This window comes from Aliikangiella marina (assembly GCF_007004765.1).
Lineage (GTDB): Bacteria > Pseudomonadota > Gammaproteobacteria > Enterobacterales > Kangiellaceae > Aliikangiella > Aliikangiella marina.
The window spans coordinates 1,089,153-1,114,352 of record NZ_VIKR01000001.1 but is presented as its reverse complement, the minus strand read 5'-3'; the positions used below and the strand labels follow the sequence as shown (position 1 = coordinate 1,114,352).

General features: G+C 41.1%; 24 protein-coding genes. 6 read left to right on the top strand and 18 right to left on the bottom strand.

Translation table 11 applies throughout. The features are described 5' to 3' along the window. Window positions 1–56: 56 nt before the first annotated feature. Together FLL45_RS04895 and FLL45_RS04890 are read right to left on the bottom strand one after the other, a co-directional pair. Window positions 57–743, bottom strand: a complete 687-nt coding sequence (locus tag FLL45_RS04895; protein ID WP_142940860.1) for a YceH family protein — start codon at window positions 741–743, stop codon at window positions 57–59. Between the two features lie 30 nt (window positions 744–773). Beyond that, entirely contained in the window at window positions 774–4,112 is a 3,339-nt protein-coding gene (locus tag FLL45_RS04890; protein ID WP_142940859.1) for a sensor histidine kinase, read from the bottom strand. A gap of 336 nt (window positions 4,113–4,448) precedes the next feature. Here FLL45_RS04890 and FLL45_RS04885 point away from each other — a divergent pair, with 336 nt between their 5' ends. The 3 genes from FLL45_RS04885 (at window position 4,449) to FLL45_RS04875 (ending at window position 6,298) form a co-directional block, all read left to right on the top strand. Then, a complete protein-coding gene (locus FLL45_RS04885) occupies window positions 4,449–4,655 on the top strand; it encodes a hypothetical protein (RefSeq protein WP_142940858.1) in 207 nt (68 codons plus the stop codon). Between the two features lie 120 nt (window positions 4,656–4,775). Further along, window positions 4,776–5,960 (top strand): radical SAM protein, encoded by a 1,185-nt coding sequence (locus tag FLL45_RS04880; protein WP_142940857.1) that lies wholly within the window; start codon window positions 4,776–4,778, stop codon window positions 5,958–5,960. A 113-nt stretch (window positions 5,961–6,073) separates the two neighbouring features. Then, window positions 6,074–6,298: a hypothetical protein gene (locus FLL45_RS04875; RefSeq protein WP_142940856.1), complete on the top strand. Its 225-nt coding sequence runs from the start codon at window positions 6,074–6,076 to the stop codon at window positions 6,296–6,298. A 217-nt stretch (window positions 6,299–6,515) separates the two neighbouring features. Here the strand turns inward: FLL45_RS04875 and FLL45_RS04870 are convergent, their stop codons facing one another. From FLL45_RS04870 to FLL45_RS04815, 12 genes are all read right to left on the bottom strand, one after another. Next, entirely contained in the window at window positions 6,516–7,889 is a 1,374-nt protein-coding gene (locus FLL45_RS04870) for a M24 family metallopeptidase (RefSeq protein WP_142940855.1), read from the bottom strand. A gap of 103 nt (window positions 7,890–7,992) precedes the next feature. Further along, window positions 7,993–8,868, bottom strand: coding sequence for a class I SAM-dependent methyltransferase (locus tag FLL45_RS04865; protein ID WP_142940854.1), 876 nt, complete (start codon window positions 8,866–8,868; stop codon window positions 7,993–7,995). Between the two features lie 119 nt (window positions 8,869–8,987). Next, window positions 8,988–9,509: a hypothetical protein gene (locus FLL45_RS04860; RefSeq protein ID WP_142940853.1), complete on the bottom strand. Its 522-nt coding sequence runs from the start codon at window positions 9,507–9,509 to the stop codon at window positions 8,988–8,990. 96 nt (window positions 9,510–9,605) lie between these two features. Beyond that, a complete protein-coding gene (locus FLL45_RS04855; RefSeq protein ID WP_142940852.1) occupies window positions 9,606–10,232 on the bottom strand; it encodes a metallophosphoesterase family protein in 627 nt (208 codons plus the stop codon). Continuing rightward, on the bottom strand, window positions 10,211–10,663 hold the full coding sequence (locus tag FLL45_RS04850) for a DUF1810 domain-containing protein (protein ID WP_142940851.1): 453 nt from the start codon (window positions 10,661–10,663) through the stop codon (window positions 10,211–10,213). The genes FLL45_RS04855 and FLL45_RS04850 overlap by 22 nt, the downstream gene beginning before the upstream one ends. Before the next feature lie 45 nt (window positions 10,664–10,708). Next, window positions 10,709–11,860 carry a serine hydrolase domain-containing protein gene (locus FLL45_RS04845; RefSeq protein ID WP_142940850.1) on the bottom strand — a complete coding sequence of 384 codons (1,152 nt, stop codon included), beginning with the start codon at window positions 11,858–11,860 and terminating at the stop codon, window positions 10,709–10,711. 268 nt (window positions 11,861–12,128) lie between these two features. Continuing rightward, entirely contained in the window at window positions 12,129–14,405 is a 2,277-nt protein-coding gene (locus FLL45_RS04840; RefSeq protein WP_142940849.1) for a putative bifunctional diguanylate cyclase/phosphodiesterase, read from the bottom strand. Beyond that, window positions 14,402–14,914 carry a Rab family GTPase gene (locus tag FLL45_RS04835; protein ID WP_142940848.1) on the bottom strand — a complete coding sequence of 171 codons (513 nt, stop codon included), beginning with the start codon at window positions 14,912–14,914 and terminating at the stop codon, window positions 14,402–14,404. Before FLL45_RS04835 ends, FLL45_RS04840 begins: the two co-directional genes overlap by 4 nt. Beyond that, the gene (locus tag FLL45_RS04830; protein ID WP_142940847.1) at window positions 14,911–16,761 is read right to left on the bottom strand and encodes an OmpA family protein; all 1,851 of its coding nucleotides are present in this window, start codon (window positions 16,759–16,761) and stop codon (window positions 14,911–14,913) included. Before FLL45_RS04830 ends, FLL45_RS04835 begins: the two co-directional genes overlap by 4 nt. After that, on the bottom strand, window positions 16,730–17,296 hold the full coding sequence (locus FLL45_RS04825; RefSeq protein ID WP_142940846.1) for a magnesium transporter CorA family protein: 567 nt from the start codon (window positions 17,294–17,296) through the stop codon (window positions 16,730–16,732). The genes FLL45_RS04830 and FLL45_RS04825 overlap by 32 nt, the downstream gene beginning before the upstream one ends. A 250-nt stretch (window positions 17,297–17,546) precedes the next feature. Continuing rightward, window positions 17,547–18,698, bottom strand: a complete 1,152-nt coding sequence (locus tag FLL45_RS04820) for a sterol desaturase family protein (protein ID WP_142940845.1) — start codon at window positions 18,696–18,698, stop codon at window positions 17,547–17,549. A 131-nt stretch (window positions 18,699–18,829) separates the two neighbouring features. Beyond that, window positions 18,830–19,939: a cystathionine gamma-lyase gene (locus FLL45_RS04815; RefSeq protein WP_142940844.1), complete on the bottom strand. Its 1,110-nt coding sequence runs from the start codon at window positions 19,937–19,939 to the stop codon at window positions 18,830–18,832. Window positions 19,940–20,104: 165 nt separating this feature from the next. On the opposite strand from FLL45_RS04815, the gene FLL45_RS04810 reads away from it, so the two are divergent. Continuing rightward, window positions 20,105–21,022, top strand: coding sequence for a DMT family transporter (locus FLL45_RS04810; RefSeq protein WP_142940843.1), 918 nt, complete (start codon window positions 20,105–20,107; stop codon window positions 21,020–21,022). 25 nt (window positions 21,023–21,047) lie between these two features. On the opposite strand, the gene FLL45_RS04805 is transcribed toward FLL45_RS04810, so the two are convergent. From FLL45_RS04805 to yghU, 3 genes are all read right to left on the bottom strand, one after another. After that, window positions 21,048–21,602 carry a GNAT family N-acetyltransferase gene (locus FLL45_RS04805; protein ID WP_142940842.1) on the bottom strand — a complete coding sequence of 185 codons (555 nt, stop codon included), beginning with the start codon at window positions 21,600–21,602 and terminating at the stop codon, window positions 21,048–21,050. A 6-nt stretch (window positions 21,603–21,608) separates the two neighbouring features. Further along, window positions 21,609–22,061 (bottom strand): phage tail protein, encoded by a 453-nt coding sequence (locus tag FLL45_RS04800; protein ID WP_142940841.1) that lies wholly within the window; start codon window positions 22,059–22,061, stop codon window positions 21,609–21,611. A 122-nt stretch (window positions 22,062–22,183) separates the two neighbouring features. Then, the gene (yghU, locus tag FLL45_RS04795; protein ID WP_142940840.1) at window positions 22,184–23,023 is read right to left on the bottom strand and encodes a glutathione-dependent disulfide-bond oxidoreductase; all 840 of its coding nucleotides are present in this window, start codon (window positions 23,021–23,023) and stop codon (window positions 22,184–22,186) included. 388 nt (window positions 23,024–23,411) lie between these two features. Between yghU and FLL45_RS04790 the strand changes: the two genes are divergently transcribed. Together FLL45_RS04790 and FLL45_RS04785 are read left to right on the top strand one after the other, a co-directional pair. After that, on the top strand, window positions 23,412–24,296 hold the full coding sequence (locus tag FLL45_RS04790) for a LysR family transcriptional regulator (protein WP_142940839.1): 885 nt from the start codon (window positions 23,412–23,414) through the stop codon (window positions 24,294–24,296). Between the two features lie 155 nt (window positions 24,297–24,451). Beyond that, window positions 24,452–24,958: a tetratricopeptide repeat protein gene (locus FLL45_RS04785; protein WP_142940838.1), complete on the top strand. Its 507-nt coding sequence runs from the start codon at window positions 24,452–24,454 to the stop codon at window positions 24,956–24,958. Here the strand turns inward: FLL45_RS04785 and FLL45_RS22725 are convergent. Then, window positions 24,948–25,130, bottom strand: coding sequence for a hypothetical protein (locus tag FLL45_RS22725; protein ID WP_185964333.1), 183 nt, complete (start codon window positions 25,128–25,130; stop codon window positions 24,948–24,950). The two genes, FLL45_RS04785 and FLL45_RS22725, sit on opposite strands and share 11 nt — an antisense overlap. Window positions 25,131–25,200: the final 70 nt, after the last annotated feature.

Below are 25,200 nucleotides of genomic sequence, written 5' to 3'. Positions count from 1 at the left end.
GTATTGAACAGCGTTAAGTCTGGGAATTTGAATAATATCAACGCACGCCTAAGTATTTAGATTGATAGTCTTTTTTTGAGCTCCTCCAACTCTAACTCGAGCATTAAAACACGTTCCTCAAGCATTGCAAATTTGTCAGTTTCATGATTGCTCTCTGCAGATTTTGCTGAGGTAGTGCTTTGCAGCATATCACTGCCCTCATCCGCATTACTATCATCTTCGCTGTTTAAGTCACTATCAGTAATTAATCCAAAACAGTGCTTATATCTTGACTCTCTGCGACCAGGTTCTTTCGCCAACTTGATAATATATTGCTTTGATACTAACTCATTTAGAACGGCTTCGGTTTCAGTAACGTTAGTAAACTCACATAGCCGATTAGTTCGTGTTCTTAATTCACCCGGCGTCTGTGGGCCTCTTAAAAATAACACACAGATGATTCCAAGTTCTTGAGTGGTAAGCTGCAGATCACCAAACTCGGTATTACAAAAACGATGAAGATATTTGGGTACGCGAGAGGATGTGCTAAATTGCTGGTAAATGACATTTTTTTCAATCAATGAGTCAACGGCATCCTGAACTTCAATTTCGCTCATCGATACAACTGGCTCGCGATTACTTTTCTGATTGCAAGCATTGGTTAAGCTATTAAGTGAAAGTGGATATTGATCAGGCGTGGTAATTGATTTCTCGATTAAACAACCAATCACCCGCAATTCATGGTGCGTATAAAGACTAATCATTTTGATTTTACTCTCGGATAATTAATTCTCTTAAATGGTGTTAATTTCAGTGTCATTGGCCATTTTTTCATTTGCTATATTTTTATTACGATTTAAAACATCGGCGCTTGCAACCTCATCTAAAGATGCGCATAAAAGTTCAAATTGAAATACAGAGCCAACACCTTCTTGCGAAGATAAACTTAATTGACTACCGTGTAACTTCACTATATTTTTACTAATCGCAAGTCCAAGTCCAACACCGCCTTCTGCACGAGTATCACTACCGTCAACTTGAGTAAAGGACTCGAAGACTTTCTCATGCATATTCTCAGGAATTCCAATACCTTCATCACTCACAGCTATTGTAACGATAAAGTCTTGCTGATTGACCGCAACCGTAACCTTCCCTTTATGCGAAAATTTTATTGCATTACTGATAAGGTTATAAAGCACTTGACGGATCCGGTTAGGATCGGCTTTGACTAAACAATCGTCGTTAGGAATTTGGACCAATAATTCCAAGCCCTTACTCTCCGCTTGCGGCTTCAGTAACAATGTTATTTCTTCAACGATGTCGAGTAAATTAACTCGGCTCATATGCAGTCTCAATCGATCACTTTGTAATTGTGTGAAGTCCAATAAATCCTCTACGAGTAGTTTTAACTGCTTTCCGCAATTATTGATTGCTTCTAGTGACTCCAAAGTGTCTTTTTTTCCGGTATTTTCAGCTTCGATCATCAGCACTTCACTTAAACCAATTATCCCATTCAATGGCGTTCTAAGCTCATGCGAAGTATTGGATAAAAATTGATCTTTTAATTGGTTAAGTTCACGTAGTTCATCTGCGACAACTCTTTCTTTTTGAGTCATCATTTTTTCATATTCTAATTTGGCTTTTTGTCTTTTTATAAAGACCAAGAAAAGTGATAATAATGCAAGACTGTAAAGTACATAAGCCCAAACACTAAACCACGGCGCCGCAGGGATTTCAAAACGTAACGTCGCGGGTTCCGGATTACATACACCTTCATTATTACAGGATTTTACTTCAAGGCGATATGATCCTCGGGGTAATTCTAGTAAGGTGATATCTCTCGTTCGACCTAATTCTATCCATTCATCACTTTTGCCAACGAGACGATAACTAAATGTATTTCGATCTGGGTTAAGCAAGTCGATAGCACCGATTTTAAAGCTTAAAGAATCCGTGGTGAAATCCAATTCTTGAACGATACCATCAATGGTAGTCAACCTTTGAAGACCTTTATTGGTCACCAAATAAGCCGCCTCGATATGCGTCTTGGGTAAGTGAGCATTCAGGCTAAATGTATTTTCGTTGACGATAGTAATTCCATTGATACCGCCAAAAAATAACAAACCTTGTTGATTACGATACATTGCCTGGTGATTAAACTCATTGCTTTGCAGGCCGTCGGAAACGGTATAATTTTGGATTACGCGCGTTAGCGCATCAAACCGAGTAAGACCTTTATTACCCATAATCCAAACATTATCGTTGCCATCTCCCAAGATTCCAAAAATATCATTGTGTGGCAGTCCATTGGTTTTATCCCACCATTCTGTTTCTTTCGTGGTCAGATTAAAACTGATTACGCCATCCCCATCAGTGCCTAGCCAAAGCGTATTATCTGAAGCTATCCAAGTTGCTGTTATGCCCGTCGGTGGCACACTCGTGCGAGTTAATGGGGTTAGCAAAGTAATAGTTTGAGTCGCCACGTCAAACTCAAAAACAAATCCTTTACTCTCCGAGGATAACCAATACTTTTCTTCGAAGGGGCCTGTGACAGAGAAATACTGGAAAGGTTGTGGATTTGAAAAGATATCTAGCGCCACTAATTCATCATCGCCATGCTGGTATAATAATTGATTATCGCCTGTCACCATTAATTTGTGCGGGCCATCAAAACGTAAAGCGTTCACGCCATTTTTCGAATACTCCTGCCACTTAGCGTCTATTGGTACGCGAGCCCGTGTTAAGCTATCGATAATAAAAAATTCTTCTCGGGTTCCTATCCAAATATTGCCATTACTTTCTTGAGCAATTCCGGTAATAAACTTAGGTTTAGGATACTTCTCTAATTGATAAGGTAACTTAGCCCGTTGCGATTTAGCGAGAGATTTAGTGTTATTCTGATGACTATCTATAGCCGACAAAACACTAAAACCAGAATCATGTGAGCCTACCAACAAATTGCCGTCGGAGTCCTCAAGTATCGCCGACACGTAGGTAGAGGTTAGTGGCATATGATAAGCACTCGTACCACCGAGACCATAGAATCTGACTTGCTCTGCATTCGTGTAATTGACAGCGTTAGCCGCACCGACCCAAAGCCCTCCTTGTTTATCGATAAACATGTCGTAGAGATTGTTAGAGCTCACTGTGCCTTGCCGGTTAGTCTGTAACGCGTACTGACGCCCGTTATAGTTACTTAGATTGATGCGATAGATACCCTGTCCTCGTGTTGAGATCCATAAATTCTGGAGGGCATCGACCACCATGCTCATGATTTTCTTGGGTTGTTCTTCGACCCCGATAAAATCCGGTAAGCGATTCGCTCTTATCTGAGTATGTTTTAAAGCGTAAAACTGGCCATTTCGAGAAGCGGCGATGACACCATCAAGATAGGGCGTTAGTTCAAGGTGATTTTCCCCCTGGAGAATGTTCAATTGGCTTAGCTGGTGCGCCACAAGCCGCTGCGTTGCGAAATGAAACGAAAATAGCTGTCCTTCACTTGTTGCCATCCAGAGTATATTTTTATTAATTTGAGCGTGGTTCACTTGGCGAATTGTCTGCAGTGCCTGAAAACCTTCATCCAGTATCGCGCCAGTTTCTAGTTGACGCGCCTGAATCCCCTGTTCTGTCATCAGTAAGATTTCATTCGCGTCGTTTATTAGTGCAGTATTGACTTTCGCTTGTGTGTCACTTTTAAATAAACCGACAAATTGGTGCTTTGACTCGGAGTATTTGTACACATGTCCTGTGTCGGTAATAGCGATTACGGTATTATCGTTATCGAGCACAATATTAACGACACTGCTATCAGGTTTTCGCTCCCAATCTTTACTGAAAGTAATATTTTCAAACTCATAACCGTTAAACCGATCAACGCCGACTGGGGTCAAAAACCAAATATATTCTTCACTATCTTGGATGATTACCTTGGCTTGTGATTGGGAAAGCCCATTATCCACTGTGTAAAGTTTAAATTTTGGTGCCCAAATCTGGTCAAGAAAATCCTGTGCATAACCAGCACCATTAACGCTGAACATCATCAGCGCGGCAATCAACAATGACAAATTGAAAATGCAGGAGAAGAAACAAGTTTTAATCTTGTTTTGAGATTTAACGAGTGCGCGTCTGTTCACTTTTTTTCACAGATTTCTTGATGAGATATTTATTCACAATAGAATACCGGTTTTCTTTTTATTGGCATTAAGTCTATCTGACGTCTTTGCCTTAGTTTTTCTCTCGCGACAATACTGACCCAGTTTGGCAAGTGCTGCGGATTTATTGAATCAGAGCCGCGTTCCCCCGTCAAACATAAATGCTTTAATTTAGCTGAAAAATTTTCTATTTGATCATTATTGAAGCGAGACTGAAACAAGATTGTTCAATAAACAACCACAACAACTAAACTATTGAAATTTAACCGGTCTTTGGTTAATAATCTATCTGACCCAACAATTAAAAGGAAGATTAAGATGCAATCAACGTCAACAGGGGAACAAAAAGCACAATTATCACCGCAGTTAATAAAAAAACTCGATGCTATGCGCGACACGCAAAGTGACGATTTGATGAAAGCCCATCGAGAACAACCTGATCAACAAGAGCACAGAGAACAACCTCATCAGCAAGAACATCGAGAACAGCCCGATCAAAAAGAACATCGCGAGAAAGGCAACTAGATTCTGCGAAAAAAGCGAACAGTGGCACCTCAGATAATAACGCCGTTTTAATTTGTTATTGTTCGCTCTTTTGCTTAATCGTTTAGCAAATACCATTAAAGTTTAGTTAACCCAGTCTAAGTGAGTCATTTACACTTTCTAAACGGTCTCGACGGTACAAGTGGGCACATTGAATACCCAGTTGTAAACGAGTTCATTATTAAACTCGCAAGTCGATGCAATATTCGCTGTACTTATTGTTACTGGTTTGAAGACCCCTTAGTGCTCCAGTCCCCCAAAATAATAAGCGACAAACACATTGACTTATTTCTAGAAAAACTTCGCCAACACCTTCTAGAATATCAGCTAAACAAAATATCTATCGCTTTTCATGGTGGCGAACCGACACTTTATCCGTTGGAAAAATTCAATCGATTGTGCGAAAGCCTTATTGCTATTCAAGCTGAAACGGGCTGTGAGCTTAAACTTTCAATGCAAACCAACGCCCTGTTGTTAGATAAAGCATGGTTGGCCAGTATCAAGCAATTTAAAGTTCTACTGGGCGTGAGTCTAGACGGTAGTCAGTTAGTCCATGACCAATACCGTATCGATCACAAAGGACGAGGTACTTTTGAACGAACTATCAATCAGATAAGACGCATCAAACGCCATGGTATACCGGTGTATTTGCTGAGTGTCGCTTCCCCTGAAGTTTCACCTGTCGAACAGATCGACTTATTTGTGAATAAGCTGCAAGTGTATAACTTTGATGTCTTGATCCCACACTTACATTATGGTCACAAGGAGCTCTCTATCGCTGACTATTATTGCCGGCTATTTGATGAATATCTCGATAAATATCTTGATTTGGGGGTTAATATCAGATTATTGGATGGGATGATGTGTCAACTCGTCGGCGGCAAGAGTAGCATTCAAGGATACGGTTTCATTTCCACCGTTACCCTATTAACTGATGGCCATTTGGAAGCAACTGACGACCTTCGAATGATTGAGAATCTACCAATCAGTAAAATACATATTGAAACGCATCAACTTCAACAAGTCACCGAAGATCCTCTCTGGCAAGCCGTTTACTCTAATTCGATAAATCTTGTACAAAAATGTCAAGATTGTGAATTTAAAAAAATTTGTGGTAGTGGCCCATTGGTCACCCGCTGGTCCGACGCTAACGGTTTTGCCAACCCCAGCGTTTTCTGCAAAGATTTTGAGACTATTATAAATCATATAAAACAAAGACTTATGCCTTATTTTGAGTTGCGTTTTAATTCAACTACTGCAACTCAATCGTTTGCGTCTCTTAAATAATCGACCCGTGTGTGGTCTCAATAAAAAATTTTCCTGCTAAATACTAAAACACTGATCCAAAAATAAATCCTGCCCGTATATTTAACCAACGACGGGCAACAAGTGAAATGCGAATGAAAAAGTATGAAATTGAATCCGTAGAAGGCGTCGGTTACTTACTTTTTGAGCGCACCACCAAAGATAGAACTCGACGTATCGGTGATATCTTTAAAAACGTTGCTCAGGCAAAAAGCTATATTGGTAGCGTTGCCGCTGATGTCGAACTTATCTATCACTGTGCTTACGAAGAGATGATTAACGGTGATGAACAAGGGCTCGATTTAGTCACTAAAACTTAATATTGGCTTTAGCGACTTTTAATCAGTAACAAATCTTTTTCAACTCGTGATCGTAACCCCGAGATTTAAGGGAGCCCCCCGCTCCCTATTTTTTTGTCTAAAATTTACTCTTTTAACCGCATGTTACTAACGGTGTATCTCAGCTAGATGACCTTTCAAGAATTGATTGAATCAACAAATTAGGAATAAACACGTTAGTCGACAAAACTACTCACTGTTAACGCACAACATGCCACTCGGTTTGTCGGCCAGCTAAATAGATAACTTTTTTACCATTAAAAACAGCTGTTTGCTCTAGTTTAATCTGAACCCATTGATTATCCCATTCCTTGACCTGGGTTTTGATATTGCCCTCGATCGCATAAGCTGTGTTGGGAAATAGTTTCCAATCACCTCTTACAGGCGTATTACCTTGGTTGTCCCACATACCTATCGTAGGGCCAATCGCGTGGCCAACAAATCCGATTGGATGGGTATAAGTGCTCGCCAAAATTTTAGCTCTTTTCATCGCTTTTTTAGTTTTGGCCAGGATCTCATTGCCCGTTCGACCAGTTTTAAACTCATCCGTAAACTTATCTTGCCATTGATTACCGACTGCTAAAGCCTTTACCAAGCCTTGAGGAACTTCTGACTCGCCTAAACGAAGAACATACCCCATTTCTTGAGTATCGGTACACATCTTCAAATAACATATTCCCACATCAGTATGTAATACGTCACCAGGCTTGATCACCACGCCTGATGCACCGAAAAATGGCGAGTCCTTGTCGATTTTATCCCCTTTGCGCTGCACATTTACGTAGGGTTGAAACCAAGGACGCAATTGAAGTGATTCAAATCGTTCGCGAATATACCAAGCAACATCGTCTGTTGTGGTCGCACCGGGCGTAATGACCTTGCTTGAAAAAGCTTCAGCGATGACACTCCTGGCGATATTGACAACATGCGGATAAATATCCAATTCCGCGGCAGTACGCGTTTCCATCCAACGGATTACCAGTGGTTCAGCGCTAACTAATCGTTCGCGATACTTTTCGTCCAACGCATCATAGAGCAGCCTATATAAACCATGTGTGAGCCCGTCCGCGAGGGGCCAATGCTCGCTGGTATTGATAGCGATTTTCTTGGGATCAATCTCTGCGATAATTTCACCTAAACGTTTCCATTGCTCGTCCAGTGAACCACCTTCCCAACGAGTCTCATAAAACCCGGTGATCGGATAACGACTTACTGTAAAACGTTCAACGTTTCCCTGCTCATCTTTACTGAACACTAGCATGGTGGTGCGGCGCGCTGCGAAAGTGGTATGAGGTACTAAAGAATAAAATAATGGGTCTTCTTCGTATTCTCGGTTGATAACTAGCCACAGATCGATGTCTGTTTCAGCCATGACTTTAGGTAATAAGTTATTTAAGCGGTCAAGAATGATTCGATTTGCTGGCTCCACTCGGTCTCTTTGCGACAAAATACTGGGAGAATAATCGATCACCTTGCCTTGTTCAAAATCACTCGCTGAAGACGGTTGGCTGAGCGAAAGACACAGAATGAAAAGCTGAAGCAAACTAACGTTTAAAATAAAAGATTTGAGCATGTTAATCCCCATGAAAAAGCGGCACAGGTGCCGCTTAAAATTCCTATTTTATGTTAATAACTGAAGGAGACGCGAGGCTAATAAGAGCGCTTCTCGTGGGCGACTACTTCTTTCTGAACAACAAAGTCATTCTATTGGATTCACCAATCTCTTGATATTTTTTCTTTAGTGTTTCATCTTCACGGCTGGTCACTAAAGAGGGTGGCAGTCGCCAAACAATATCATCGCCTGTTGGTTTGTCCTTTGGATTCTCATTAATATCGGAACTCGCGACAAGTTCAAAACCGGCAGCTTCCATTTTGCTGATAACAAAGTCTTTCTTTAAATAACCTCTTGAACCATCAGCCCACTCGTCACTGGCGTCAGAAGGTGCCATATGCTGTACGATACCGACAATACCCCCTTTTTTAAGAACGTTTTTCGTGTCCGCTAATGCTTGAGTCAAATAACCGCCTTTTGACTCAAATCTTGCGAGGTTGTGTAAAGCTCGAATAAACAATACCGCATCGGCTTTTTCTTGCATCGCGCTCGGTAAGCTTCCAAGTTGGAATGCGGCAACGGTTGCGCTGTCATCACTGCGCCATGTCTCAGCCTCTTTAGTCCAGGACTGCACCCAAGTCTTCTTAGCGTCCAAGCGCTCTTGAGAAAAGAAACCAAATAATGGAAACATGTCTGCAGAATAATCAGCGCCAATGAGATGGCCCTTTTTGCCTAAATAAGGCATGATAATTTTAGAGTACCAGCCTCCGCCAGGCAGAGCTTCAACAACAGTCATTCCCGGTTTTATACCAAAAAACTCTAGCGTTTGTTTTGGTTTTCGTGCGGTATATCTCGCTTGAACCTTTTCGGGTTGTGCTGCAAGTATCTCATCGAGTGATTTACTATCCTTTGCTTCAGTTGAATAGCTTGCGCCTAAGCTCAAGGTCGCCGCCAGACCCACAGCGAAGAGAGATTTAATGGAAGGTGATTGAGTCGTCATACTGAGTCCCGTTTTGCTTTTAAGAGGTTATTTTCAAGCCTCATCATAGGGACTCGGTTTAAAATGTGCAAGCCGTACAGCACCGGCAATCGCCCATTATATGTAAAACAATTTGTCGTTTATTTTATGAGTTCTCTCACTTTGTTTAGTGCAGACACTGAGAAACCCTCATCATAAAAGTATATTATCTTGCTTTGTTCGTCGAGGAGCATTACCCTCGCGTTGTTCGGATTAGTATTGCCGGTAAATTGCTGTACCTTGTCCCCATCAGCGTAAATTGTGATAACGCCCTTCCATAATTCTTTGGGTATGCCCTTGCGCATACCATTATCGATTTGAGTTTTAAACATTCTTGGAAACATGCCGGCTATCGTAGGGAGCTCATATACATCGACTTGAGTCTGTGTCATATCCAGACCTATCAACCAACGGTCAATATCAAACTGTGAGTCTTGAACATAACCCAAAAGAATCAACACTTGCCGATCGGCGAAATGAGCGGGCATGTCGATTAGTTGTTTTTCAAGGGATTGACCGCTTACCGATGGAAAGACCTTACCTAACGGGTTTTGATTGGGATATTGAGACGCACAACCCACAGTCAGTAACAGAAGCATAACGAGGCTTAACATACGTAACATAATCAGTTTTCCTTATAATAATCGACTATAGCCTGAGTATTTGATAATAGAATACGTAGCGCGAAATTGAACAGATCGTGTTTTCCAGTTTGGGTTTTAAATTTGATGACCCCAATGCCAATTTTTAATCAGTGATTTATTGGATAAATTAATCCACTCAATATCCATTGAAGGGAGATTGAGAATGAGACAACTGTGATTAAACAAACAACTTCCTGGATTAACGACTAATGTATCGTTTAGTCTCTCAGCAAAAATTTGATGGGTATGTCCGACCAGCAAAACGTTTGCTTGTAAGTTTATTTTCTTTAATTCCATTTGCCAATGCTCACACGCACGGTTATCGCGAGTCCCCGTTTTATTCAGTAACCTAATCCCTTTGTCAAACACACCATAAGGACTTGAATGAGACAAATGGAGAGCAACATTATTAATGATACATTCGTGATAACGTGGCCAAGTTTGAATAAAACTAAGCGCTTCTTTAGATAGTTGCTGAGCATTCCCTTCCTCTAGTAACCATGCCTCATGATTACCTAAAATGCAGTTAACATTATATCCCATTAATAGCGTGAGAGCTTGCCTGAGCTCTTGTCCATAACCAGCCACATCACCTAAACAATAAACCGTTTCAACTGACTGTTGCGTAAATATTTGCAACGCTTGTTCGAGTGGCGCAAAGGTCGCATGAGGATCGCTGATTATTCCGATGCGGCGTTCCATGATGCTATTTTTTCTAGTGTTAATGGATCGGCCGAGGCATTGTAATATTTTTCTAAAACTAATTTAAACACTGAATTATTATCGATCACATGATCAAACAACGTCATACTTGAGCAAAGTTTTAAATCATCAGGTGAACCCATTATCTTTGTGATATTAGTTTCTCGCGCGTCAATCAACAATTGGCAACATTCTTTGAGTCGGCCAGCAAGTAGTGGATCTCGCCAATATGCATTCGCTTCAGGGAGTGACTTTATTGAGTAAAACTGAGCTGTTGCCGACTGACCTAATCCATAAACTTGGGGAAATATATACCACATCCAATGAGTTAACTTACGTTCAGTTGAAAGCTCCGCTTTGACTTTGTGGTAACACTTATCCTGAGCTATTTTAAATCGTTCTAGATTATAATCTTTGTTTGAACTTTTCATTATTTTTCTCAATAAACTATTAATTACAACGAGAAAATTGTTTCCTTATCGTGACTTCAAGCTTGATTGAACCATTTTTACGAGTTCACCCACTTTAGAGGGCTCTAACCACCGAGTGACAATCATAAGGTCGTTTTTAGTATCGTTTATGATAAAATTACCACCAAAACCCGCTGCGTAATACAGTTCACTATTAGCCACTTGCGGCCATTTTCTCTCACCGCCATTTATCCACCACATATATCCATAACTTTCATTCGGCACGGACGGTGTTATTGCAGCTTTCACCCAATCAGTAGAAATAATTTGTTTACTTTGCCAACGCCCTTCTCGCAAAAAAAGCAAACCAAAACGAGCTTGATCATAGGTCGATACGAAGACACCTCCGCCTGAATGCCCGCCGCCTGTAACTGATTTCATTTTTAATCCATCAACGGTTACCCAAGCATCGTTATAACCAAACCAGCGCCACGTGGGAGAGGCATCGATCGGATCCATTAAATGTTCTTTTAAGACTTGCGGTAGCGGTTTGCGCCAAACATGTAACAAAGAATAAGCAAGTAGATTAACTCGAACATCATTGTATTCCATGACGGTTCCAGGCTTATTAATTTGGCGATACTTCCAATCATCCAAACCGCCCTCTTGAGGTGGTCTATCTGCCCAATCTTTAATACCAAATAATTCACCAGACCAATCCGAAGATTGATTGAGCAAATGCTCCCAGGTAATTTGGCTATTGTGTTTCCCGTCATATTCGCCACTCCAAACGTAGTGGCTTACTTGATCATCGATATTGCTAATCAGTCCTTTATCCACAGCTAGACCAGCAACGGTTGAAAGATAGCTTTTGGTAACGCTAAAAGTCATATCAACTCGGTCGAGATCTCCCCATTGACCGACAATATACCCATTTTTAACAATCATACCGGCTGGACCGCCGCGCTTTTTAGTGGGTCCTAGGATTTGGTGGAATGGCTCTCTGGCAAACCCCTTTAAAATAGCAACTCTTAGGTCTTTATCTCCTGAGTATTCGTTGTCTTTTGCAAACTTGATTGCTTGCTCGATTGACTTCGGGTTGAGACCTAATTCTGCAGGCTTTTTCGTTTGCCAGTCATTTTTGCTGGGAAAGTATTCACTGGAGTGTGCCTGTGACACCATCAATATGGAGATACAGATTAGAATAATTGGTTTCATATTAAGCCCTATTGATATTTATATTGATTTTAACTTTATTTTAATTTTAATTTAGATTTTGTAAGGTTGATTTTGACTTGAATAGCAAATCATAGCGGTTTTAGCTTATTAGTCGTCTGGTACTGACTCATTCAATTTTTACCTTCAAACGCAACGTTACAATATACTCGTAACAGATCTCATTTTAGCGTTGACAGTTTAACTTACTGTTATATGACTCTTATTTATTTTGAACTCAAATGTGACCTAGGATTAAACCAAAGCGTCGTTACTTTCTAGTCTGAGTGACTTTAAGTCGTTTTAGTAAACCTGCTAATTGATTAAACTTAACCGCCGGTGAGAAAATATAACCTTGAATGTAGTGACAGTGATAGTCAAGCAAAAAGCGAAATTGTTGTTCAGTCTCTACGCCTTCTGCAACGACTTTCAAGTCTAAGGCTTCTGCCAACTGTAGTATCGATTGTATTATCGCTTTGCTCTCAGTATCTCCTGGTAGCTCAGTAATAAAGGAACGGTCAATTTTAAGCACATCGACAGGTAACTTTTTAAGATAACTTAGCGACGAATAGCCCGACCCAAAATCATCGATAGCAACCAGCACACCGAGTTCGCGAATTTTTTGGAGTAGTTTAATTACTGACTGTTCTTCGCCGACGAAGCAATGCTCGGTAATTTCGAGTTCAAGTGAACTGGGCGCTATGTTGGCTTTTTTGATGGCCTTTTTGAGTTCCTTATAAAAACTGGCATGGTGTAACTGTTTCGCAGAAATGTTGACTGCAACAACAATCGAAAGCCCCTCGTCCTGAAGAATTTTAATTTGTCGACAAGCTTGATGAATAATCCAATATCCTAAACTAACAATTAAACCTGAGCTTTCGAGAAGCTCGAGAAATTCCCCTGGATACAGCAAGCCTTTGGTGGGATGATTCCATCTTAGGAGAGCTTCTGCGCGATAATTGTCACTACCATCGCAGGGAACTTGTGGTTGGTAATAAAGCTCGAATTGACGTTGAATCATCGCGGCACGTAAGTGCTGTATCTTTTTGAGGGACTCTGGCCTTTTCTCTAGTTTTTTATGATAACGCTGTGCACAGTTTTTGCCTTGTTGTTTGGCGTAATGCAGTGCGAGATCGGCTTGTTTAAAAAGCTCATTATTACTTATCTCCTCCCCTCGATAAGTAGTGATGCCAATACTACAATTAATATTTATTAACGAATCTTCAATCATGAGAGGTTCATTGATGACTCTTAATAAACGCTCAGTAATCAGTGAGGTATCCAGCTCATTCGCATGGTAATCTAATAAAATGGCATATTCGTCGCCACCTAGGTGTGCGACGAAATCGTCGTGCTTAACACTCGAAGAAATACGCCCGCCGATTGTAACCAGTACTTTATCGGCAGACATATGGCCAAACTCATCGTTAATTTGTTTAAAATTATCAAGATCGATCAGCACCAAAGCAAAGCCGACTTGACGAGAATCTGCGCTCGCTTTTCGCTGTTCAAACTTGTGCCAAAAATAACGTCTATTGGGTAGTTTAGTTGTAAAATCAAACTCAATACTTTCATCACTATCTTCGTCTTCAACTTTAAAGTCAGATAGATCGTAAGCGATGCAGACATAATGATTAATTTTTAGGTCCTCGCCCCATACTGGCGAAATAGATAACTGGATAACCTTTTTAGTACCATCAAAGCTCGTTGTTTGAAAATTACCTTCCCAGTATCGACCCGCTTCAATATTTGTCTTAATTTCTGGATAAATTTGCTCCGCTTCATTCACCCAGTGTTCAAGTAACGATTGGTAGGTGTTTTCGCCATTGGACTCGGTACGATAAATATTGACGAGCGCGTTGTTAGCGACTTCCACATGTCCATCACTTTGACAAATCATCACTGCTGCCGCATGGTGTTGATACTCTTTTTCAAGTTCTCTCATGCTAGCTTTTTGTTCAATTGTTTTAAGAATTTCTTTTTGTAAGCTTCTTTGCCTTCGGTTGAGTTCAACGATCAGTTTTTCATTAATCAATGCGAGTTCACGCATCCGTTGATAGACACCTTGCTTCTCGGGAAATTGATCTGAAATATTTTCAATTAAAAGCATTGATTGACGGGCGACACTAAAAGCTTTTAATACAAGCTGATACTCATTGCCGTCAGCACCTTGTTCAGTCCATACGCCAGAATCGACCACCGTTTCAGTGTTTGATAACCAAATTCGGTTCGCGTCAATTAGGAAGTTTTCAATAAAAGGAAAAAGTACGGCAAGTTTAAATGGCTTGTTAAGCGCGAGGTCATTATCGTCAAAAGTTTTACCATTTGCGATCCTAACGTTTCTTTGACTACTACTAGGTATTTCGGCACCTTGATTGTTCGTTGATTGCGCAGACGAATCATCTAACCCACTGGCTTCGTGGATCGCTTGGGTAACGATGGTTTCGAACCAATCCGTACTTTGATTAATCAATTCAAAGTTGCCCTCGCCTAAATGAACAAACCCTTGAAAGCCGAGTGCGTTTAATATCTCTTGGCTTCCGTTCATGTGGGTTTTACCGATTCCTTTAATGTCCGTTCCGCTAATTGATGAAAAGCTAATTCAACGTTTTCTCCGGTCTTCGCACTGGTGAATATAGGCGCCCACCCATTTGCTTGCCATAATTTGAGTTGTGCATCATCAATTCTCCACTCGTGAAGAAGATCATGCTTATTAATTAAAAATACGAATGGTTTATCACCCAGTTCTTGTTGCATCAGTTCAACGAGTTCATTGGCTGTCTTTGCGGTATTCGGTCGAGTCCCATCTACAACCAAAATACAGCCAGCTGCACCACTAAGATATCGTGTTTTCATTTTGATAAAGTCATCGGCCCCCTCGATGTCCCAAATTAATAACTGAACGTCCGCAGCGGTTAAAGTGACCACTTTCTTAGAAATTTGTACGCCGATTGTTGTCTTGTACTTTTCACTAAAAATACTTTCAACGAAACGCTTGACTAGACTCGTTTTACCGACAGCAAAAGAGCCCAACATACAGATCTTTCTTGAGATCATGAGCTATCCTCTTCACTCTCTTTACTCAACAACCTTCGTTCCGATTCTTGATTGGCTTTACTTCTATCGAGCTGACCTTCTTGTTCAATATTTTTTTCAGCGCGCCCACTCCGACTGCTGATAACTGATACAGTTACTCTTCGTTGCTGTTTCGCATCGAGATTTTTAACGTCAACGTGTCCCATAGGATGAATCACGATTAAATTTTGATCAATTCCTTGAGCAACAAAATAATCACTGACATATTTTGCCCTATCTTCACTTAAGTTAAGATTTTTTTGAGCCGTACCCGCGCTATCAGCAAAACCGAGAATTAAAACTTGACCTAGAATGCTTAAATCACCATTAGCCATTCGCTGTAATTCCAATAAATCCTCCGCCAACACTCGCAGTTTTGACTGCTCACTCGGGTTTAGCGCTGTTTTCGACGTTTCAAAGAATAGTTGAACAGCATTAATTTTATTTTTAAGTTTGCTGATTTCAATGTTTCGTAGCTGTTCAGCGGTCAAAGGTGAAACAACTCGTGCATCCGATACGTCTATGGTTGTAAACTTGCTAGTGACTAAATCATCCTGGTTAAGTTTAGCTAAGTCATTGGCGTCAATTTCACCACGTATAAATAGAATACCTTCAGCTAAATCCATTTGAGGTTTATTGGTAAATCGATAATGGTTATTGAGATAGTTGAGCCAGACCTCATTTTGATCAAGATTAGCGTAAGTCGCATTGACAACAACCCGATAATCATTGCCGAAAATCGCCTCAAGTTGAGCACTCAGATCGCCTGACGAAGGGTCCTGTAATAGATCAAAAGTGACTTGTTCACTCTCAAGTTTATGACCGAGAAGCGCGACGGCTTGCTGACTTTTAATGAAGCTAATACTACGTGCAATTTTTTGATTGACCACCCAACTTTGATAACCCATCAATGTTAGCCAGAGGGCGCCAACCAATACTAATGAATAAGCAATCCAAGGGCGTGATTTCTTTTCTGCTTGAATATGCTTTTTTTCGACTAAGCAATTTTCTAAAGCGGGCAAAACAGCATGCATCGTTTCTGTATCGCCATCAAACTCAGCAATTAAGTCTTGTTGATTGAGCTCAATACTTTCAAGTGTTTCAATGGCTCGCTCTTTAACCTCGTGGCTCACTAGTCCTGTCACTGCGACGGCTAATATGACTTTTTGTCCAACGTTAATTTGAATAACTCTATCGCCAAATCGAATACGCTCCAATGTTTCCTCTTCGGTAGCGTTGAATGAATCAATCACAAAATCATTAATAGCCGTCAACATACTGCTAACGAGATCATTGTCGGCATCTTGATAGAAGCGGTTGTTCATTGAAGCCATTAAGATGCCAGTTTCTTTTTGTATAAGAAACACTTGATCAACACGGTACTTGATGTTTTTAAGTAAAATATATTTCGCATAGGGGGTTCCCTCCCGCCAAGCTTCAATCCGCCACTTCAATGAGCGTATTCCGACGCTTCGTTCAATAAGCTGGTTTATTGACAAAAGTAAATCTAGGATTGCCGATGAAACCGCTTTTCGAATACTCGGACCGATAATGGGAAAGATAACATTGACGATGCTTTGAGGACTTTTTTCAATTGATTTTTTTAGTGCGGTATCGACAACTGGCGCGAGCGCTTGACCGATCGTATCATCTTGTTGGTTTCGTATTTCGATCGCTTCGCTGACAACGTCGGCGACGTTTCGAGAAAAGCCTTTATCAACAACTTGTTCAATCGCATCTCGATATTCATCACCAAGGACAAGCTCTCTGAGCCTTTTTAATTCGTCTGTCTGTTGGCTACTTGCGCTTTGATTTAGAATTGTTGTCATTTTTCGCCAACTCGGGATCTAGTGATGAAGCTATATTCGAAAACATTTGTGCTAAACTGCGTCGTTCAACTTTGTTATCAATGAGTTCGTTCGCTACTGCCTCTAGTTTAGCCATTGAAGCTTCGTATTTTTCGGCTATTTCACCGTAAATATTTTCATGTTCAGCGGCTACCCAATCGCGATTTTGTTCAACCTGGTCGTGGAGATTATCAAGTTCGTTTTTTAGTTGAGATTCTGAATTAAGGAGATCTTTGTTTTGCTTCTTTAATGCATCATTAATGCGTTTGACTTGATCTTTAATCTGTTGTTTGAGTTGTTCTGTGGTTTTCTGATGAAGCGCGGAGAGTTTTTCAATGCGTTTATCATGCTCGCTAAAATTACGCGTCATTTCCTTACGTAAATCCTGAACAGTTTCTGAAAACAACAAACTTCTAATTTCGTTGAGTTGTTTTTCCGCGCCAGTTAGGTCTATGCTTGTTCGTCCGTCGCCATTCTCTTTATTTTTTGCGCTGGCTGCTCTTGCTACTCTAGGCATCCTTCAATCTCCCTATCTGCGACTCTTCATCGCAAATGCACCTACTTAATTTATACCAATAATTCAGGTTCGACTAAACCCTACGTCCCTACCTAAGTATAGGCGTAGCTTAAAAAAAAGCCAATTTTCTAGGTTGGTGCTTAAACTTATGCAGTGCAGCATAAAAAGGATGAGATTAGTCCCATTAGCGGGTTGGAATTGATGACCTAAAACGATGAATCATCCGCCGATCGACACCAAGCTGCCCATATTACGACTTTTTATCACTGATATGAGATGTTAGCGGGTAAAAAAGCTGTCCGATAAAGCTGGTTGGAAGCTTACGAGTCGTACCATAATCTGCTGGCCAATGATCGTTTGGCATATGATAAGTACCAAAAAGCCAATCAAAAAGGACTAAATGTGCCGAATAATTGGTGTCAATTGCCGGCTTCTCTGAACTATGGTGCCAGTGATGAAACTGCGGTGTAACGAAAATATACCTTAACCAACCAAATTTCACTTTAGTATTGCAATGAATGAGCACCGCTTGCAGTGCAGCGAATGTGACATAGATGTCTAAAGCCGCTTTATCAGCACCCAGTAAATAAAGTGGAATCATTACCATTGCTCGTTCAGAGAATACTTGCAAAAAATGACCACGAGATCCTGCTAACCAATCCATGGTCTCAACAGAGTGGTGAACTGCATGAATAGGCCAAATAGCCTTTACTTCGTGAAAAAACCGATGCTCCCAATAAAGCACAAAGTCTGCACATAAGATGATAATGACAACCTGTAAAAGTAATGGAATTGATTGAATGTAGTTCTGAAATTCAGGACTTAATGCCCATTCAAAATGACTAACATGGTAATTGGCATAGAGAAGAATCGCTGAAATCGCTAAGTGATTAAAACAAAAATAGAATAGATCGAGTCCCCACTCTTTTCTCAGGATCACTTGATTTTTGTATTTTGGCATTAATTTTTCGAGTGTCATAAAAACAAACGCGGAGCCTAAAAAAGCAAGTATTAGCCAGTCAACCCCCAGAGAAAGGGCTCGAGGCTCAACATCCTGAACCGGAATCGAGTAACCTCCAAGCGCGAAGGCAATTAAAGTAAGTGATATTCCAGCCGCACCCATTCGACGATATTTGCCAAGCACAAATGTCAAGACGCCAAAGAACAGCGAAAAATACATTCCATATTTCAACAAAGACTGCAACTGCTCGGCATCATAAGCTTGTCGCAGTTCAGTGGTCGTTAAATAGGATGGAAATAAGTAGGCTAAAACCGCGAGTAGACTCAATACCCCTAAAATTAGCGAACTGTAGCCACTAATACGCCCTTCACCGAGTCGAAATTCTCGATCTTTATCTAAGGTCACTTCGCGTTTTTTATATTGGTATTCTTGGGTCATCATTAAGTCTTCATACGGTTAATACCCAACAGACTAACCATCCGACTCATTTTAATCAACGAAGATTGTCTTTGGTATTAAATACTGATACCTACAGACCGGACATTAAACCTCTAGCTCCTTGATCTTAAAAATCACCCTTCAAGCGCCAGTGCTATATCCGCGATAATATCTTCAACCGCTTCACAACCGACGCTCAAGCGAATTAAACCGGGAGAAACATTATCCGTCCCCCATCGGGCACGCCTTTCGGCCATGGTATGCATCCCGCCGAAGCTTGTTGCTTCGATGATAAGCTTAGCTTTCTTTAAAAACCGATCAGCGTTAGTTTTCTCACCTAAATCAAAGCTAATGATAAAGCCATAATGTTGCATTTGCTCTGTCGCGATAACATAAGAAGGATCCTCCTTTAAACCCGGATATCTCACCGATTTAACCGATGAAAGGTTCTGCAAAAACTCTGCGATGACTTGTGCATTATTAACCATTCTCTGGAGCCGCATATCCAAGCTGGCCATACCCCGATGTACCAACCAAGTTTCCATTGGGCCAGGAATATTGCCTGAAAGCTTTCGCCAGAGCAGCATTTGTTCAAGCATCGATTCGTTCTTCGTCGCAACATGGCCGAATAATACATCACTATGGCCATTTAATGCTTTGGTATCGGAACACATTGAAATATCGGCGCCTAGGCGCAGCGGTTGTTGGCCTATCGGCGTCATCGTTGTGTTATCGATTGCAAGAATGCCATCAGCGGCATGAACTTTCTCAGCCAATCGTTTGATATCCAAAACATCGAGTAGCGGATTGCTCGGCGATTCAACAAAAACCAGCTTAAAATCAGAGAAATCCTGGTCAGGTATTGAGAGCGTCGGCACTGCTATAACTTCTACGCCAAACTTCACCAAAAAATTTTCTGCATATGCTCGAGTCGCATAATAACCGTCGGATTGCACGAGGATCTTGTCACCCGACTTAACAAAACTTGTCAATACAGCGGCAACTGCAGCCATGCCCGAAGGAAAAACAAGTACGCTGCCGCCTTCTAAATCACCAAGGCCACTTTCTATCGCTTCCCACGTTGGATTATGGAATCGAGCATATTGATAGGCTTTAGGATCAACATCACCGCTTAGATGGAATGCGCTTGCAAACACGGGTCCTTGATTAAAAGCTTCACCTTGTTTGACCTTTGCTGCACCTGCATGAACGATTTTGGTAGCAGGTCGATAATTATCTTTCATCAGCGCGATTCCTAATTTATGTTGCTTTGTGGCGAACCAATACTTGAGTTAACCGGCATAATAGGACAAGCTACCGCAAAAGAAAATAAGCAAATAAAATCTGCCAAAAAATTTTTCAATAACGATTAACATAAACGTAAACATAAATAATAGTGTTCATAACAAATGACAAACCTAACGAGTGAATCAAATAGTAATAGGACTAATCAATTATTAGTCACTGTCAGTTGTCTAACCGCGTTAGTTGCGTTCGCAGCAAATTCAGTATTATGTCGCTTGGCACTCGGTAATAACGAAATCGATCCAAGCAGTTTTACCCTTATTCGGGTTGTTTCTGGGGCAGTGACTCTGACATTGATTGTCCAACTACAGGGTCGCAACCCGGATATTCAGTGGCGGCGCATGTTGACAGATTTTTGTTGGAATACCTGGGTGGCGCCATTGATGTTATTCGTTTATGCCGTCTTTTTCTCTTTCGCATATCTACAACTAGATACCGCAACTGGTGCGTTAATCCTTTTCGCGACAGTACAACTTTGCATGATTGGTTTCCAAATCGTTAAAGGTCAACGGCTCTCTTTATTAGAATGGTTTGGCGTATTGTTATCAATCGCTGGGTTTGTTTGGTTGATGCTTCCAAGCGCAAGCACACCGCCGTTAATAGGTTTTATGTTAATGTTTGTCGCTGGTATTGGCTGGGCTTTTTATACCCTACAAGGCAAGAAATCTAAGTCGCCGACATCAGACACCGCGGAAAACTTTTTGCGCGGTGTTCCGCTTTGCTTGCCAGTGATGCTATTTTACTTTGAGTCACTTTCGTTCACCAGCAAAGGCTTTTGGTTAGCGGTGGCTTCAGGTGCGCTCGCTTCAGGTATGGGGTACACCATTTGGTACTTTACAGTTAAGCGTATCAGCATAACCGTTGCAGCAATAAGTCAGCTTTCGGTACCGGTCATTGCCGCTGTAGGCGGTGTCTTCTTAGTCAATGAAACGCTCTCAACCGCGTTTGTTTTTGCTGCAGGAATGATTATTACTGGGATCGGCATTGTGAGTTTAGCGCCGAAATCGAATAAATCGTCTTGATGGTGATTTGGTTTTTTGCTTGATATTAAAGCGACTTTCTCATTTTAATAATGGTGTTATCCGAGCCATTCTCACCAATTTGAACCTCACGACTGACTTCTTCAAATCCGCACTTTAAATAGAGCGGTTCACCTGCCAATGTTGAGCCCAACTCTATTGACTTAAAACCTGCTTTGCGCGCTTCGGATTCTCCTAAGTTGATTAAATAAGCCCCAACGCCACAGCGAGTCCAATCAGGGTGAGTATACATGGCTCGAATTCTGGCTGGTTCTGTGATGGGATCACTAAGCGAATCATCCCTTCCCTTAGTATGATCGCCCCCATAGAGCGTGCGTCGCTTACCCCAGCCGCCGCAGCCTATGATTACTGTTTGACCATCGACTCTGGTTTCGATAACGAAATAGGTTTTATCTTGCAATAGCGTTTTATCAACCCCCATGGTTTCTTTAGCAGCTTCAATTTCCGACTCGCTTAAAAATGGCTTCATGTTGACTTCGATCGAAGCTTGCATCAGTGCGATGAGTGCTGGAACATCTTCTTGAGTCGCAGTTCGATGAGTGAGTTGAATATTTTTGCCCATCTTAAATTAATCCAATAAATCATTGCCTCGAGAAAGCGTTGAATAGACCATTTCAATTGACTCAACCGCCACTTCACTAGTTTCAGGTTCTGAAGCGGCACTGACAATTTTGGTCGGCCAAGCATTTGTCAGTGTCCATGTCATTACTGGGACGCCAGTCTCATCAACCAAGCTTATGACTAACGGCATTGGTTTGATGTCATTAGCGTCAATCGGGTTGAGCATATTGAAAATCTGATTATCAGGAGCTAAGAAACTTCTCTTCAAAGTGAGATGAGTGTCCAGCCTATTGTTTGTAGAAAACTCTAGACTATCTCCAGGACGAAATACTGGAAGTTGAGACTCCATATCCAGCCCCGTCACTTCTTGACAACTAAATACTTCAGCGCCCCATTCTACCTGGAAGTAAAACTTTGCTACTGGCCATAATGATTCGTCACCTGGAATATCACCTGCCATTCTCGTTCCCTCTCAGCTCATATTAAAATAGTATTGTCCTATTGAGTTCGATTTTAGCAGGCATCCAAAGATTTACACGAAAACTTTTGCTGTCTTTTTACAGCTTTCGTATAAACGACCCTTTATTCAAAGTCAGCAGCACTATGTCGTTCTCTAACTTGGTCTGCCTCATCGCCCCAACTTTTATTGACGCGCTTTCCTCGAATAACAGCAGGTCGTTCTGCAATTTCTTTTGCCCAACGGTTGACATTTTTGTACTCGTGAGCTGATAGAAACTCCGCCGCATCATAAACTAAGTTCAATACCACCTGGCCATACCAAGACCAAATAGCTATGTCAGCAATGGTGTATTCATCACCACACAAGTACCGGTTGTCTGCTAACTGTTTATCGAGAACATCTAACTGTCGTTTGACCTCCATCGTAAAGCGATTAATGGGGTATTCGTATTTTTCCGGGGCATAGGAATAAAAATGTCCGAAACCACCGCCTAGGAAAGGCGCGCTGCCCATTTGCCAGAATAACCAAGATAAACACTCTGTTCTTGCGGCACTGTCTTTTGGAATAAACGCATTAAATTTTTCCGCTAAATAAAGCAGTATCGCACCCGACTCAAAAACTCTCTGTTCTTTTCCATCTGACCGGTCAATGAGCGCCGGGATTTTAGAGTTAGGGTTTACCGCAACGAAACCGGAGCTAAACTGATCGCCCTCACCGATATCAATTAAAAAAGCGTCATACTCAGCTTCTGTGATTCCTTTTTCAAGTAATTCTTCAAACAAAATGGTGACTTTTACGCCGTTTGGCGTAGCTAATGAATATAGCTGAAAAGGATGATCACCGACCGGCAACTCCTTATCGTGAGTTGCACCTGAAACCGGACGGTTTATGTTCGCGAATTTTCCGCCATTTCCTTGTTCCCATTGCCACACTTTAGGTGGTTCATAAACATCTTGTGTCATTTATAAGCTCCAATTTGGTTCAAGTTGTTTTTCGATAGTTTATAGATGCACTTTGAGTGATTCCATTACAGACTGTCTAATTGAATAGAACTATACTTATCAAGCCAAATAGTTTATCCCACTGAATTCATACGTATGCAGCAATTAAGTTGTTCACTCTATGGGCGATTGTGAAAAAAATCTCATCTCATTGAAAATAAAGAAATCGGCCCAGCTTGGTGCAAATTGAGCAATTCCCAGCTTTTTCGCTGATAGATTTGGTGCATAAACGCGCGTCCACCGGCCTAGCTTTCTTGAGAATACTGGTGAAATGTCGGCATCCTATTTGCAGAGCCACGGGCAATTTTCATATTTCAGAATTGTTGTAGGAATATTAAAGGAATTTGTTATGCGCCGATTAGCATCAATCCGTGGACTGAGAACTTTTTGCATAGCCGCTAAATGCTTAAGTTTTAAACAAGCCGCTGAAGAACTTTACATCACACCCTCTGCAGTGAGCCATCAAGTGAAACAACTTGAGGAACATCTTAGTTTGACTTTGTTTGAGCGGCAAACGCGAGCCTTAGCATTAACTAAAGTAGGCATTCAATTTTATAAGGCAATCCAACCGATAATGCACGAACTTGACTCGACGATCTCTGAGTTTACCAGCACTCAAGAAAATACGGTGATTACCATCAGTATGCCAGAGTTTTTCGCCAGTGAGCTGTTTATTCCTAGACTCAGTGAATGGACCAATTTGCACAAAGATTTTGATTTACAAGTGGTGACCTTAAAACCGTCACAAACTAGTAGTAAGACTAGCGATCTGTCGATCGTCCTGTCTAATAGTTTGCCTTCGGCTGGATTAATAGATGAATTATTTTCACTGAGTTATGTTCCTGCTTGTAACCAAACCATATACGATGAATATGCCGATCAGGGATACGCCGGGTTAAACCAACTTCCGCTTATTGTTCATCGAGCGCGTCCTTGGGCGTGGCATCAGTGGGCCGATCGAGCCATGATTGATGACTTTAATCCTAAACAAATTATCGAGCTTGATAGTATGTTTGCCATTGCCCGAGCGGCGCAACAAGGCATGGGGTTGGCGTTGATCCCGATGCCGATTGGCGCTTCTTGGTTTAAAGAAAAGCTTTTATTCAATATCTATAAAGATGCATTAGTGACCAATGATCGATATTTTCTCGTTCAGCACGAAGGTTCGAAAAACGTTTATGCGATGAGAACTATTAGCGAATGGATTAAAGCAACCTATCAAAACATAGGTTAAATTTTTTCATCTCACGGATTTAATCTTATCGTTTGTAAAAAATTTCGATTCACGCAAAATTTGCAGTGTCGTTAATGAGCAAACATTTTATCCAAACTGACTCTTAACGATCAGAACTATCAACAACCTTTGTTTTTATCTGGAGGAGGTTTTCAATGAAACCATTTAACACATTAACCGCAAAATCGAAGCTTATTCTTAAATTGCTAAGTGCTTGTATAGTCGCAAGCTTATTCAACATCAGTAATGCGGCTGCCAGCACTAAAGGGTTTCAAGTAGCGGTTGTCGAGCATACCACTGGGGCCAAGGAAATTATTGAAGGACAATACGAAACCGGATTAAAAAAGCTCAGTAAACGAGATACCCCGGCTAAATCAAGTTTTAACCGTTCCCTAACGCGTTGTGCTGCTAACATTATGCTCAATGACTATCAATCGGCCGATGGTGCCTGCACTGTGGCGATTGAAAAATACAAAAACCGAAGCAGTTTAAACTACAAATACTTTAAATCAATCGCTTACAGCAATCGAGGAGTAGCGCGTTATCTGAAAGGTGACATGACTGCGGCTTCCGATGATTTGAAAATGGCCGCTTCACTTGATGATAACAAAATCGTTATGGCTAATTTGGCAAATATCAAAGCGAAAATTGCTAACCACTAGCACTAATATATCGCCATTTATCTTTCATTTTACAGACAGATGCTTGTTTAAACGATAGCAAACAGAACTTCCTTCCCTTCTCGATGATATCGCTTTCTACCAGACGAGCATCTGTCTTTTTTATTTTTGCATCACTCAGCGAAAAAAAACTGTCAAATCTAATTAAACTCAATGTTTGGCCTCCTGACAGTATTTCTCTTATACTGGCTTCATCGATTTCACAACAAAAGCCAAAGCTAATA

Excerpts from the sequence above, each read along its gene's own strand:
- FLL45_RS04865 (WP_142940854.1), bottom strand. The coding sequence starts at position 8,868 with ATGACGACTCAATCACCTTCCATTAAATCTCTCTTCGCTGTGGGTCTG.
- yghU (WP_142940840.1), bottom strand. The coding sequence starts at position 23,023 with ATGACACAAGATGTTTATGAACCACCTAAAGTGTGGCAATGGGAACAA.
- FLL45_RS04835 (WP_142940848.1), bottom strand. The coding sequence starts at position 14,914 with ATGATCTCAAGAAAGATCTGTATGTTGGGCTCTTTTGCTGTCGGTAAA.
- FLL45_RS04815 (WP_142940844.1), bottom strand. The coding sequence starts at position 19,939 with ATGAAAGATAATTATCGACCTGCTACCAAAATCGTTCATGCAGGTGCA.
- FLL45_RS04830 (WP_142940847.1), bottom strand. The coding sequence starts at position 16,761 with ATGACAACAATTCTAAATCAAAGCGCAAGTAGCCAACAGACAGACGAA.
- FLL45_RS04895 (WP_142940860.1), bottom strand. The coding sequence starts at position 743 with ATGATTAGTCTTTATACGCACCATGAATTGCGGGTGATTGGTTGTTTA.
- FLL45_RS04820 (WP_142940845.1), bottom strand. The coding sequence starts at position 18,698 with ATGATGACCCAAGAATACCAATATAAAAAACGCGAAGTGACCTTAGAT.
- FLL45_RS04810 (WP_142940843.1), top strand. The coding sequence starts at position 20,105 with ATGACAAACCTAACGAGTGAATCAAATAGTAATAGGACTAATCAATTA.
- FLL45_RS04870 (WP_142940855.1), bottom strand. The coding sequence starts at position 7,889 with ATGCTCAAATCTTTTATTTTAAACGTTAGTTTGCTTCAGCTTTTCATT.
- FLL45_RS04845 (WP_142940850.1), bottom strand. The coding sequence starts at position 11,860 with ATGAAACCAATTATTCTAATCTGTATCTCCATATTGATGGTGTCACAG.
- FLL45_RS04785 (WP_142940838.1), top strand. The coding sequence starts at position 24,452 with ATGAAACCATTTAACACATTAACCGCAAAATCGAAGCTTATTCTTAAA.
- FLL45_RS04790 (WP_142940839.1), top strand. The coding sequence starts at position 23,412 with ATGCGCCGATTAGCATCAATCCGTGGACTGAGAACTTTTTGCATAGCC.
- FLL45_RS04875 (WP_142940856.1), top strand. The coding sequence starts at position 6,074 with ATGAAAAAGTATGAAATTGAATCCGTAGAAGGCGTCGGTTACTTACTT.
- FLL45_RS04800 (WP_142940841.1), bottom strand. The coding sequence starts at position 22,061 with ATGGCAGGTGATATTCCAGGTGACGAATCATTATGGCCAGTAGCAAAG.
- FLL45_RS04840 (WP_142940849.1), bottom strand. The coding sequence starts at position 14,405 with ATGAACGGAAGCCAAGAGATATTAAACGCACTCGGCTTTCAAGGGTTT.
- FLL45_RS04850 (WP_142940851.1), bottom strand. The coding sequence starts at position 10,663 with ATGAAAAGTTCAAACAAAGATTATAATCTAGAACGATTTAAAATAGCT.
- FLL45_RS04860 (WP_142940853.1), bottom strand. The coding sequence starts at position 9,509 with ATGTTACGTATGTTAAGCCTCGTTATGCTTCTGTTACTGACTGTGGGT.
- FLL45_RS04885 (WP_142940858.1), top strand. The coding sequence starts at position 4,449 with ATGCAATCAACGTCAACAGGGGAACAAAAAGCACAATTATCACCGCAG.
- FLL45_RS04805 (WP_142940842.1), bottom strand. The coding sequence starts at position 21,602 with ATGGGCAAAAATATTCAACTCACTCATCGAACTGCGACTCAAGAAGAT.
- FLL45_RS04855 (WP_142940852.1), bottom strand. The coding sequence starts at position 10,232 with ATGGAACGCCGCATCGGAATAATCAGCGATCCTCATGCGACCTTTGCG.
- FLL45_RS04825 (WP_142940846.1), bottom strand. The coding sequence starts at position 17,296 with ATGCCTAGAGTAGCAAGAGCAGCCAGCGCAAAAAATAAAGAGAATGGC.